This window comes from Streptomyces sp. x-80 (assembly GCF_046549095.1).
Classification (GTDB): Bacteria; Actinomycetota; Actinomycetes; order Streptomycetales; family Streptomycetaceae; genus Streptomyces; species Streptomyces celluloflavus.
The window spans coordinates 12,472-23,669 of sequence record NZ_JAJPWM010000017.1; the positions used below are offsets into that span (position 1 = coordinate 12,472).

11 protein-coding genes are annotated in these 11,198 nt (G+C 71.2%); 5 read left to right on the forward strand and 6 right to left on the reverse strand.

The features are described from left to right. Positions 1-8: 8 nt before the first annotated feature. The 3 genes from ACLJWH_RS29405 to ACLJWH_RS29415 all read right to left on the reverse strand — a co-directional run bounded on the left by ACLJWH_RS29405 (position 9) and on the right by ACLJWH_RS29415 (position 1,680). Entirely contained in the window at positions 9-671 is a 663-nt protein-coding gene (locus ACLJWH_RS29405; protein WP_411144814.1) for a TetR/AcrR family transcriptional regulator, read from the reverse strand. After that, positions 668-1,111 (reverse strand): hypothetical protein, encoded by a 444-nt coding sequence (locus ACLJWH_RS29410; RefSeq protein WP_411144815.1) that lies wholly within the window; start codon positions 1,109-1,111, stop codon positions 668-670. Before ACLJWH_RS29410 ends, ACLJWH_RS29405 begins: the two co-directional genes overlap by 4 nt. 95 nt (positions 1,112-1,206) lie before the next feature. After that, positions 1,207-1,680: an ArsI/CadI family heavy metal resistance metalloenzyme gene (locus tag ACLJWH_RS29415; protein ID WP_411144816.1), complete on the reverse strand. Its 474-nt coding sequence runs from the start codon at positions 1,678-1,680 to the stop codon at positions 1,207-1,209. 80 nt (positions 1,681-1,760) lie between these two features. On the opposite strand from ACLJWH_RS29415, the gene ACLJWH_RS29420 reads away from it, so the two are divergent. The 3 genes from ACLJWH_RS29420 to ACLJWH_RS29430 all read left to right on the forward strand — a co-directional run bounded on the left by ACLJWH_RS29420 (position 1,761) and on the right by ACLJWH_RS29430 (position 3,839). After that, positions 1,761-2,156 (forward strand): ArsR/SmtB family transcription factor, encoded by a 396-nt coding sequence (locus ACLJWH_RS29420; RefSeq protein WP_411144817.1) that lies wholly within the window; start codon positions 1,761-1,763, stop codon positions 2,154-2,156. Next, the gene (gene arsB, locus ACLJWH_RS29425) at positions 2,153-3,268 is read left to right on the forward strand and encodes an ACR3 family arsenite efflux transporter (RefSeq protein ID WP_411144818.1); all 1,116 of its coding nucleotides are present in this window, start codon (positions 2,153-2,155) and stop codon (positions 3,266-3,268) included. Before ACLJWH_RS29420 ends, arsB begins: the two co-directional genes overlap by 4 nt. 160 nt (positions 3,269-3,428) lie before the next feature. Then, on the forward strand, positions 3,429-3,839 hold the full coding sequence (locus tag ACLJWH_RS29430) for an arsenate reductase ArsC (protein ID WP_411144990.1): 411 nt from the start codon (positions 3,429-3,431) through the stop codon (positions 3,837-3,839). Between the two features lie 130 nt (positions 3,840-3,969). Here ACLJWH_RS29430 and merB read toward each other — a convergent pair whose 3' ends face one another. Both merB and ACLJWH_RS29440 read right to left on the reverse strand, forming a co-directional pair. After that, a complete protein-coding gene (merB, locus tag ACLJWH_RS29435; RefSeq protein WP_411144819.1) occupies positions 3,970-4,944 on the reverse strand; it encodes an organomercurial lyase in 975 nt (324 codons plus the stop codon). A 302-nt stretch (positions 4,945-5,246) separates the two neighbouring features. After that, positions 5,247-6,419, reverse strand: a complete 1,173-nt coding sequence (locus tag ACLJWH_RS29440) for an MFS transporter (RefSeq protein ID WP_411144820.1) — start codon at positions 6,417-6,419, stop codon at positions 5,247-5,249. Between the two features lie 388 nt (positions 6,420-6,807). Between ACLJWH_RS29440 and ACLJWH_RS29445 the strand changes: the two genes are divergently transcribed. Further along, complete coding sequence (locus tag ACLJWH_RS29445; protein WP_411144821.1) at positions 6,808-7,263, forward strand: winged helix-turn-helix transcriptional regulator; 456 nt, start codon at positions 6,808-6,810, stop codon at positions 7,261-7,263. A 1,003-nt stretch (positions 7,264-8,266) separates the two neighbouring features. Further along, complete coding sequence (locus ACLJWH_RS29450) at positions 8,267-9,916, forward strand: long-chain fatty acid--CoA ligase (protein WP_411144822.1); 1,650 nt, start codon at positions 8,267-8,269, stop codon at positions 9,914-9,916. A gap of 135 nt (positions 9,917-10,051) precedes the next feature. Here ACLJWH_RS29450 and ACLJWH_RS29455 read toward each other — a convergent pair whose 3' ends face one another. Continuing rightward, on the reverse strand, positions 10,052-10,942 hold the full coding sequence (locus ACLJWH_RS29455; RefSeq protein WP_411144823.1) for a hypothetical protein: 891 nt from the start codon (positions 10,940-10,942) through the stop codon (positions 10,052-10,054). Positions 10,943-11,198 lie beyond the last annotated feature (256 nt).

The window sequence follows — 11,198 nt, forward strand, 5'->3', positions numbered from 1 at the left end:
CCCGGACGTCAGCTTCGCTGGATGCCGGTGAGCAGGATGTCCGCGAGTTTGCCGGCGTAGTCGTCGGGGTCGATGCCGGGATGGGCGTCGAGGTAGCCGAGCATCATGTCGATCGCGCCCTGGTAGGTGACGGCCATTACGCGGACGTCGAAGTCCCGCAGGGTGCCCTCGGCCTGGCCGCGCCGGAACAGTGACTCCTCGGCCTGGTAGGTCTCTTCGTAGGTGTCGACGGTCAGGCGCGGGGTGCCGTCGGGGTGACGCAGGTTGTGCGTGATGTGGTTGAGCGCGGTCATCTCCACCCGGTGGGTGACGCTCAGGGACGCGGCCCGGCGCAGGGCCGCGCGGAGGATGTCCGGGACGGGCGCGGTCAGGTCGAGGGAGTCCGCAATACGGCCCCTGATGACCGTCATCGTCGCCTTGGCGGTGGACTCCATCAGGTCGTCCTTGCCGGCGAAGTAGTGCCAGACCAGACCCTTCGACACACCGGCCCGCGCGGCGACACGGGTCAACGACAGGCCGTCATAACCCCGTTCGGCGAGCTCCTCCACAGCCGCGGTGATGATCTGCGCCCGGCGCCGGTCCTCGTCGAGCCGCTGCCGACGCGCACCCGGCCCCGAGGGGGGCAAGGACGAGCCGGGCACGCCGTCACTGTCGTTCTGCGGCCCGGTCATCGGTGACCGTCCGGCGAATTCCGGTGCGCCCGGACCGCGAGGGTGGCCAGGGCCAGCATCATCGCGGCGATGAACAGCATCTCCACCCGCATCCACGGCGGGAAGGCACCCGGAAGTACGGCCTCGACGAGATTCACCACCAGCAGGACGCATCCGATGACGGTGACCGCGCGGAGACCGGCCCGACTCCCCTTGAGCGCGGCGCGCGTCCTCATCAGCAGCACGATCGCGAACACGGCGACGATCACGGCGTGCCCCCATGCCTCGGAGGTCGCCAGCGACGGTGCCGCCCCCGCCATGACGGCCAGCGCCACCAACGTGCCGAGGGTGACCGCCACGTAGGCGCCCACCAGCCGCTTCACCATCGTGAGCGGTGCCGACGGGAGTGGTGCCGACGGGAGCGCCGCCGCTGTCAATCGATCCCCTTCGCTATTGACCATGCGGTCAATTTATTCGCAGTTGACCGCGTGGTCAATAGGGGCGCCCACTCCGCCCGCTCCGCCGTCGTCGCCTACTGGCCTACCGGCCTACTCGCCTACCGGGCGGCTGCGCTGCTGGACGCGTCACCGATGGGCTCTTCGGTGGCCGGGCTGCTGGTGCAGCAGGCGTCGTCGTTCCGGAAGGGGCTCTCGCCGATGGTGTCGGCGTCGGCCTTGACGACGTAGACCTCCCACGGTTCGCGGCCGGGGCCGTGGACCCAGACCTTGTCCTGGAGGGCGTAGCAGCAGGAGGTGTCGTTCTCCTCGAAGGTGGCCAGGCCCGCCTCCTTGAGGCGCTCGGTCGCGGCGGTCACCTGGCCGGTGCTCTCGACCTCGACGCCGAGGTGGTCCAGGCGGGTGTCCTGGCTGGGCTCGCCCTCGATGAGGACGAGCTTGAGCGGGGGCTCGGTGAGGGCGAAGTTCGCGTAACCGGGGCGCCGCTTGGCCGGTTCGACGCCGAAGAGCCTGGCGTAGAAGGCCACCGACGCTTCGAGGTCGGCGACGTTGAGGGCGAGCTGGACGCGGGCCATGACGGTCTCCCTGAGCGGCGTGTATTGATGTGTTTCGATTCAACGTTGCCCTTTGAGTCGAAGAACGTCAATATAGAAGTATGTCGAATCAAGAGTTCGTGGTGCTCGGGCAGGAGGGCGTCGACGGCTGCTGTCCCGGGCTGCTGGCCGCGCCGCTGGCCGAGGACCAGGCGGTGGAACTGGCGAAGGTCTTCAAGGCGCTGGGCGATCCGGTGCGGCTGCGGCTGCTGTCGATGATCGCCTCGCGGGCGGGCGGTGAGGTGTGTGTCTGCGACCTGACCCCCGCGTTCGACCTGTCGCAGCCGACCATCTCCCACCACCTCAAGCTGCTGCGCGAGGCCGGTCTGATCGCCTCCGAGCGGCGCGGGACATGGGTGTACTACCGGCTGCTGCCGGAGATGACCGACCGGCTCGCCGGGATCCTCACCCGTCCCGCCGGGCAGCCCCTGCCCGAACCCGCCGGGCTCCCCACGTGAGCCGCGACGCCACGGCCGCGGGTCCGGTGGCGGCCCGGCTGTCGTTCCTGGACCGTTTCCTCGCCGTGTGGATCCTGCTCGCGATGGGCGTCGGCCTGGGCCTGGGCCGGCTCGTTCCCGGGCTGGGCGACGCGCTGGCGAAGGTGACCGTCACCGGGGTCTCGCTGCCGATCGCGCTCGGCCTGCTGGTGATGATGTACCCGGTGCTGGCCAAGGTCCGCTACGACCGCCTGGACACCGTCACCCGCGACCGCCGTCTGCTCGTACCGTCCCTGGTGCTGAACTGGATCCTCGGCCCGGCGATCATGTTCGCCCTCGCCTGGGTCTTCCTGCCGGACCTGCCGGAGTACCGGACCGGGCTGATCATCGTCGGGCTGGCCCGCTGCATCGCCATGGTCATCATCTGGAACGACCTGGCCTGCGGCGACCGCGAGGCCGCCGCCGTGCTCGTCGCCCTGAACTCGGTCTTCCAGGTGCTCGCGTTCTCCGCGCTCGGCTGGTTCTACCTCTCGGTCCTGCCCGGCTGGCTCGGACTTCAGAGCACCGGACTGAACGTGTCCGTGTGGGAGATCGCCCGCTCCGTCCTGATCTTCCTCGGCATCCCGCTCGCCGCCGGGTTCCTCACCCGCCGACTGGGCGAGAGGACCAAGGGCAGAGCCTGGTACGAGTCGAAGCTGATCCCCCGCATCGGCCCGTTCGCCCTCTACGGCCTGCTGTTCACCATCGTCGTGCTCTTCGCCCTCCAGGGGGACGCGATCACCTCCAAGCCGCTCGACGTGGTGCGGATCGCGCTGCCGCTGCTGGTGTACTTCGCCGTGATGTGGGCCGGATCCATGGCGCTCGGCAAGGCAGTCGGCCTCGACTACCCGCGCGCGACGACGCTGGCATTCACCGCCGCGGGCAACAACTTCGAGCTCGCCATCGCGGTCGCCATCGCCACCTTCGGGGCCTCCTCCGGCCAGGCGCTGGCGGGGGTCGTCGGTCCCCTCATCGAAGTCCCGGTCCTGATCGGCCTGGTCTACGTCGCCCTCGCGGCCCGCCGCTTCTTCCCCGCCGCTCCGGAACCCGCGGTCGATGCGGCGGCCTGCCCGGAAGGAGCCGGCCGTGTCTGAGACCGCCGAGCCGTGGGTGGTGCCGTCGGTAGTGCCGCCTGTGGTGTCGTCTGTCGCGTCGTCGGCGGTGCCGCCTGTGGTGGTGTCGTCTGTCGCGTCGTCGGCAGTGCGGCCAGTGGTGGTGTCGTCTGTCGTGCCGTTGGTGGTGCCGCCAGTGGTGTTGCCGTCCGTCGCGCCGTCGGTGTTGTTCGTGTGCGTCCACAACGCCGGACGCTCACAGATGGCCGCCGCCTTCCTCAGCCACCTCGGCCAGGGCCGGATCGAGGTCCGCTCGGCCGGCTCGGCCCCCGCCGACACCGTCAACCCGGCCGTCGTCGAGTCGATGAACGAGGTCGGCATCGACATCTCGGCCGAGACCCCGAAGACGCTCACCACCGGGACCGTCCAGGCATCCGATGTCGTCATCACCATGGGCTGCGGCGACGCCTGCCCGGTCTTCCCCGGCAAGAAGTACCTGGACTGGCAGCTCGACGACCCCGCCGGGCAGGCCGTCGATGCGGTCCGGCCGATCCGCGACGAGATCGAACGGCGCGTCCGCGCGCTGATCTCGGAGCTCCTCCCCGCCCGTTGACGGCCAGCGGGCGCGTTCACCGGGGGCGTTCAGCGGGGGCGTTCACCGGGCGGGGCCGCGGAGCAACGTAACGAAGCGACCTAACGAAGCGACCTAACGAAGCGACGTAACGAAGCGACGTAACGAGGGGTCAGGGAGCGAGCAGGGGGCCGAAGGTCCCCGCCGCGATCTCCTCGGCGCGTGCTCGGCCGACGATGTGGCCGGGCACCTCCGGGTGCTCGGCAGCCCAGGCGCGGGCGGTGGTCTCGCCGGTGAAGAAGTTCAGCGCGTCGCAGCAGACCGCGGCCGCGGGGCCGCCGCCGGGGCGCTGACCGACGAACACCACCGCCTCCGCCGGCTCCCAGACCGGCGTCCCGTCGCCTGCGGTGACGGTGACCGGATCGCCGGTCACCGGGTCCGTGGAGGAGATCACCGCGTCCCGGCCCAGCATCGCCGGGATGCCGAGCGCGTCGATCGCGCACATCGACCACACCTCGGCGCCGCCGGTGATCCGTACGCGGTGGCGGGTGGGCGCGGCCGAGAAGGGGTAGGCGGCCGCGATCCGCCCGTGCGCGTCCAGTGTCAGGAAGTCCTCCCGGGCCAGCTCGTCCAGCACCTCGACCGCGGTCCGGCCCGCCGTAGCGGCGACCGGCTCCAGCACGCCCGGCTCGGGCGCGGTCCCGGTGGCGGCGAAGTGCCGGACTACTGCCTGGTGCACCGCCCGCAGCCCCCGCTCGGCAGGCGCCCGGCGCCCCCGCCCGCCGCGGCCGACCGCATCGAGCGCGTCCGCCTCGCAGCACTCGCCCGATACGGCGGTCTCCGGCAGGCCCGCCCCGTCGAGGGCCGCGCGCAGGGCCGCCACATTCGGCGCCCCGGAGACCGCGCCGTCCGCGTCCCGGTACAGACGGCACGAGATGCTCGGCACCGCCCCCGCCGGGGCGAACGGGTCCACTCCGTCCAGCAGGACCGTCGGCGAGCCGGTCATCCCCAGCTCGGTGGCCTGCGCCTGATCGAGTACCTCGACCAGCTCCACCCTGGCCGCCCGGCCCGCCAGGGCGGCGGTGACCCGCTCGACCGCCAGCGGGGCGTTCGGGCACTCCGGAACCGTCAGCACCGTGATCCGCATCCTGCGCTCCTCCCAGCTCATCGCGCATCGCGCATCGCTCTACGCTGCCGAGGCTAGACCTTTCCTCGTACCGGGAGGCCGGGAGGCAGCCCGGGAGGCCAGGAGGCAGCCCGGGGGGATGCGCACCGGCGTCCCCGCCGCCGTCAGCGGGCCGCCAACGGGCCGTCAACGGGCCGGCCACCGCGACCCCGGACCATTCGCTGCTACGGGCAGACCGGTTACGGCCGGGGCCATATGGCCATGATGGTCGTCGGTCAAGGCGGTCATCGGCCATGGCAGTCGTCGGTCAAGGCGGTCATCGGCTATGGCGTAGTGGTGCACCGCCGTGCCGTGGTGGTGGTGCCGCGCAGGGTCACCGCCCACACCAGGAGCGCGAGGGCGCTGAACACGGCGCCCAGGACACATACGGCGCCCCAGCCGGCCCGCGCGTAGACGGTGGTCGAGGCGAGGGCGCCCGTCGCGCTGCCGATCGAGTAGAAGACCATGTAGCCGCCGATCAGCCGGCTGCCCGCGTCCGGGCGCAGGGCGTAGATCAGGCTCTGGTTGGTGACGTGCACGGCCTGTACGGCGAGGTCGAGGACGAGCGCGCCGATCGCCAGCGCCCACAGGGACTGCCGGGTGGCGGCGAGGGGGAGCCAGGACAGGGCCAGGAGGGTCAGCGCGATCCCGGTGGTCGGCCCGGCGAAGCCGCGGTCGTGGAGGCGGCCGGCCGGGGCCGCCGCGAGGGCACCCGCCGCGCCGACGAGACCGAAGGCGCCGATCGCGGTGTGCGACAGCGACATCGGGGGTGCGCTCAACGGCAGGGCGACGCAGCTCCACAGGGTGCTGAAGGCGGCGAAGATGAGCAGCGCGAGCAACGCCCGGACGCGGAACAGCCGTTCCTGGGCGAACAGCGCGAGCGTGGAGCGCAGGAGTTGCCCGTAGCGCAGGTCGGGGCGGGGCGTGGTGCGCCGCGGCAGTACGCGGTACAGGGCCAGGGTGAGCGCGAGGGTGAGGGCGGCCGAGGCGAGGTAGACCGATCGCCAGCCCGCGAGGTCGGCCAGCAGGCCGGAGGCGGTGCGGGCGAGCAGGATGCCGGTGACCACGCCGCTGGTCACCAGGCCGACGACGCGCCCGCGCCGGTCCGCTCCGGCCAGCGACGCGGCGAAGGCGACGAGCGTCTGGGTCACCACGGCGAGGAAGCCGACCGCGGCGATGGCGGAGAGCAGGATCGGCGCGGTCGCCGCGGTGCCGACCGCGATCAGGGTCGCCGCCAGGAGGAGCAACTGGGTCATGACGAGGCGCCGTCGGTCGACCAGGTCACCCAGCGGCACGAGGAAGAACAGCCCCAGCCCGTACCCGATCTGGGTGAGGGTGACCACGGCGCCGATCGTCGCCGCGCTGATCCCGAAGTCCTGGCTCAGCGTGGCCAGCAGCGGCTGCGCGAGATAGACGTTGGAGACCGCCGCGCCGCTGGCGACCGCGAAGAGCAGCACGGTGCGGCGGGAGAGGGGGCGGTCCGGCGTGGGGCTGGGCGCCGGACCGCCCGCCCGGCCGGGCCCGCCACTCGGCGTACCGGCACCGCCCGCGCCGGGGACCTGCGCTGTCGCGCCTTCGCCTGGGCCTTCGCCCGCGGCTTCGTTTTCGCCTTCGCCTCTGTCCCTGTCTCTGTCTCTGTCCCTGTCCCTGTCTTCGGCGGTGGTGGTCATACGGCGCCCCTTGAGGATCGGTTGGATCGGTTACGTCGAGATCGGTTGCATCTTGCTACCGCTTCTGGCGAGGCTGACGCTAGCCGGGACTGGTAGCATGTTGCAACCTTCATTTCATGGAGAAAACCCTCCGTGGAGAAAACCTCCACGGAGACCACCCCCGACGGAGAACGCCATGGTCAAGCGGACGCGGTTCAACGAGAGCGACTGCCCGGTGGCCCGGTCGGTCGATGCGATCGGCGACTGGTGGTCGCTGCTGATCGTGCGCGACGCGTTCGACGGCAGCCGCCGGTTCGGAGAGTTCCAGCGCAGTCTGGGCGTGGCGAAGAACATCCTCACCACCCGCCTGCGCGCCCTCGTCGCAGGCGGCATCCTCGACATGGTCCCGGCGTCCGACGGCAGCGCGTACCACGAGTACGTCCTGACACCCAAGGGCGAGGACCTGTTCCACGTCATCGTGGCGCTACGGCAGTGGGGCGAGAGCCACTTCTTCGAACCGGGTGAGCCGCATTCGGAGATGGTCGACAGCCGGCACGGGCGCCCGCTCCCCGCCCTCGAAGTCCGCTCCGCCGACGGACGCCCGCTCGGCCCCGACGACACCGTCGTGCACAAGGTGAATCCGGCCAGATAGCGGACGCCCGCACCGGCGGGAGGCGGGGAGCGCGCGGTGCCCCCCGCAGTGACCAGATCCCCACAGGGGTGCTGCGGGGATCTGGTCACGCCCCGGGCTCAGAGCGTCCGGCGCCGCCCTGTGGGGAGGCGCCGGACCCGCGCGGCTTCCTCCGGGAGGGCGACATACCGATCAGGCCACCGAGGACCGTTGTCGACATGCCTCGACGTTGGCGCAGGATCTGCATCCTCTGCCCAAACACCAACGGTGCGCGTACGGGCCGGGGTAGCGTCTTCAGCAGAAACGGCCGTGCCTCTCTCTGAACGGCTCGACACCACCCGCGGCGTATGGTCTGGCGCACGACCGTTTCCCATGCCCGGAATGCCCGAATCGGCGAAAGTTGCTGAAACCCGTGATCGGCGACGGTGAAGTTCCTGGTCACGTAGTCTCCTCCCCGCGTGTGCGGGGGTGTCCCCGACCAGGCTGGCACCGGCTTTTCGGCTCGGCTCTCCTCCCCGCGTGTGCGGGGGTGTCCCCCCCCACCACAGTGGCGAACGCAGACTTCACGGCCTCCTCCCCGCGTGTGCGGGGGTGTCCCTACATTGGCGTCCTTCGGAAGGCCGCCCCAGACCTCTTCCCCGCGTACGCGGGGGTGGCTCCACCCAAGCCCGGGTGGAGCGGTTCGCAATCACCTCCTCCCCGCGCACGCGGCCCCCTGGCAGCGCGCGCGGGCGGCCAGGGCATTCATGTCCCCGCCCTCGAAGTCCGCTCCGCCGACGGACGCCCGCTCGGCCCCGACGACACCGTCGTGCACAAGGTGAATCCGGCCAGATAGCGGACACCCGCACCGGCGGCCGGGCGTCCGCGGAGGCGGGAAACCGCGCTGGTGAGGGCCGGAAGTGGCAGAAGTCGCAGAAGCTGCCCGTAAGCGGTAAAGAACACGCCACAAGGGGCGTGACATGCCGATTGGTATGCACCGACAATCGCAGCACCACTACCCGCCCGTAACATGCGGAGGCACCCGGTGCTCAGCACGATGCAGGACGTACCCCTCACGGTCTCGCGAATTCTGGCCCATGGCTCAACCGTTCACGGTGGGTCGGAGGTCATCACCTGGACCGGCGAGGGCGAGCCGCAGCGCCGAAGCTTCGCGGAGGTCGGCCGGCGGGCCGCGCAGTTGGCGCACGCACTCAGTGACCTCGGAGCCGCCGAGGGGAGCGTTATAGGGACACTGATGTGGAACAACGCCGAGCATCTGGAGGCGTATCTCGCGATCCCCTCCATGGGGTCGGTGCTGCACACCCTCAACCTGCGGTTGCCGCCGGAGCAGTTGGCGTGGATCGTCAACCACGCCGAGGACCGGACGGTGCTCATCAACGGCAGCCTGATCCCGCTGCTCGCGCCGTTGCTGCCGCAGCTGCCCGCGCTGGAGCACATCGTCGTCGCCGGTCCCGGTGACCGCTCCGCCCTGGTGGGCGCGCGGGCGCGGGTGCACGACTACGAGGAGCTGATCGCCGGGCGGCCGGAGAGCTTCGACTGGCCGGAGATCGACGAACGGGAGGCAGCGGCCCTCTGCTACACGTCCGGGACGACCGGCGACCCCAAGGGCGTTCTCTACAGCCACCGTTCGCTGTATCTGCACTCCTTGCAGGTCAACACCGCCGAGGCGTTCGCGCTCGGCTCCGGTGACATCGCGCTGCCGGTAGTGCCCATGTTTCACGTGAACGCCTGGGGGCTGCCGCACGCCGCGTTCATGGCCGGTGCCTCGCTGCTGATGCCGGACCGCTTCCTCCAGCCGGTCCCGCTCGCCGAGATGATCGAGACCGTACGCCCGACCATCGGCGCCGCCGTACCGACCATCTGGCAGGGCCTGCTGGCCGAACTGGACGCGCGCCCACGCGACGTCGCTTCTCTGCGCACGGTCGTCATCGGCGGCTCCGCTTGTCCGCCGGTCCTGATGCGCGGCTTCCAGGAGCGGCACGGTGTCCGCGTCGTACACGCCTGGGGCATGACGGAGACCTCGCCGCTGGGCACCGTCTCGCACCCGCCGGCCGGGGTGGACGAGCAGGCGGAGTGGACCTACCGCGCCACCCAGGGCCGCTTCCCCGCCTCGGTCGAGGCGCGGCTGATCGGCCCGGACGGTGAGCGGCTGCCCTGGGACGGTGCGGCCGCGGGCGAACTGGAGATCCGCGGGCCGTGGATCGCGGGCGCGTACTACGGCGGCGCATACGGCGAAACGCTGCGCCCCGAGGACAAGTTCAGCCCGGACGGCTGGCTGCGGACGGGGGACGTCGGCACGATCACCCCGGACGGCTATCTGCTGCTCACCGACCGCGCCAAGGACGTCATCAAGTCGGGCGGCGAGTGGATCTCCTCGGTCGAGCTGGAGGGGCATCTGATGGCCCATCCGGATGTGGTGGAGGCGGCCGTGGTCGCCGTACCCGACGAGAAGTGGGGCGAGCGCCCGCTGGCGACGGTGGTCCTGGCGGAGGGCGTGAGCACCGGCTACGCGGAGCTGAAGGCGTTCCTCGGCGAACGGATCGCGCGCTGGCAGCTGCCGGAGCGGTGGACGGTGATCCCGTCGGTGCCGAAGACGAGCGTGGGGAAGTTCGACAAGAAGGTGCTGCGCAGGCAGTACGCGGACGGGGAGCTGGACGTGACCCGGATCGACTGATGGCGCACGGCTGAGCAGGGCCGATGGTGGCGCTCGGCCGATGGCGTGGCGCAGGGCCGACGCCGCTCGGCGGACGGGGCGGGCGGCGGCCGGACCGGGCGGGGGAGGGCACGGGGGCGCCGTGCCCTCCGCCGGTCAGACGTTCTTGAAGGTGCCGGTGTTCCAGAGGGCGCCGCCCGACGTCGGGCCGCCGCCCTTGCGGTAGACGACGAAGTTGCCGTCGTCCTGAAGCAGGGCGTAGGCGCCGGGGTTGCCCGCGGTGCCGGTGTGCCACAGCCACGTGGAGCCGTCCGGCGGGCGGATGCCGAGGTCGCCGTCGGCATCCATGCCCAGGGTCCAGGCGCCCTTGCCGGACGTCCCGCTGTTCCAGATGGCCTTGCCGTCGCGCTTGCGGTAGATGACGAGGTCGCCGTCCTCCTGGAACACCAGCCAGACCGTCGCCGACTGGGCCCAGCTGACGCCGGCCCACATGTACTGGTCCGGGGCCGACGGGGTGGGCGCGCACCGCGCCGGGGAGAACTCGCGTGTTCTGGTGGACCACTTGACCGTCATGCCGTTGTCACCCCAGACGGAGAGATCGCCGTCGGAGGTGAGCCGCAGCTTGGCGTTCTTGGCGCCGTAGGTGTGGCTGTTCCAGAGGGCGCCGCCCGCCGCCGGGCCGCCGCCTTCGCGGTAGACGACGAAGTTGCCGTCGGCCTGCATCACGGTGTACGCGCCGGGGTTGCCCGACGTCTTGCTCTCCCACAGGAGGTGCTTGGGCCCGCCCGGGGTGGTCACCGCGTAGAGGACCAGATTGCCGTCGGGCTGCATGACCACGCTGGTGGTGTTGCTGAGACTGGTCAGCTCCGCTCCGGGGTCGAGCCGCCCGTCGGCGCCCAGCACGGCCACCCCCGCGTCCTTCGGCGGCCCGCAGTCGACCGTGTCGGCGGGACCGGCCTGTGCGGCACTCGCCACCGCAATCAGGCCCGCCACCGCGGAGGCGGTGAGCAGCGATATGAGAGTGCCCCGGAAAAGGCGTCTGCGCATGGTTCGGTACCCCTCGTGTAAAGAATTCCTCGTTGCACGGGCCGGTCATCGGCGGCCGGGAGGTCAGCCCCGGCTGGTGCGGCCCCTTTATACACGGCAAATGGGGCATAGGGCCATAGGTCGGATTATTTCTCATGGTCGCCGTCCGGCCCGCGCCGGGTGGCACAAGGGCGTGGCCAGGACCCGTACGGACCCTGGCCACCCGTGAAAACCGTCCGCCTAACCGTCCGCCTGAAAACCGCCCGCGCGAAGTCCG

Coding starts and splice junctions, on each gene's coding strand:
- ACLJWH_RS29405 (WP_411144814.1), bottom strand. CDS start 671: ATGACCGGGCCGCAGAACGACAGTGACGGCGTGCCCGGCTCGTCCTTG.
- ACLJWH_RS29410 (WP_411144815.1), bottom strand. CDS start 1,111: ATGGTCAATAGCGAAGGGGATCGATTGACAGCGGCGGCGCTCCCGTCG.
- ACLJWH_RS29415 (WP_411144816.1), bottom strand. CDS start 1,680: ATGGCCCGCGTCCAGCTCGCCCTCAACGTCGCCGACCTCGAAGCGTCG.
- ACLJWH_RS29420 (WP_411144817.1), top strand. CDS start 1,761: ATGTCGAATCAAGAGTTCGTGGTGCTCGGGCAGGAGGGCGTCGACGGC.
- merB (WP_411144819.1), bottom strand. CDS start 4,944: ATGCGGATCACGGTGCTGACGGTTCCGGAGTGCCCGAACGCCCCGCTG.
- ACLJWH_RS29445 (WP_411144821.1), top strand. CDS start 6,808: ATGGTCAAGCGGACGCGGTTCAACGAGAGCGACTGCCCGGTGGCCCGG.
- ACLJWH_RS29455 (WP_411144823.1), bottom strand. CDS start 10,942: ATGCGCAGACGCCTTTTCCGGGGCACTCTCATATCGCTGCTCACCGCC.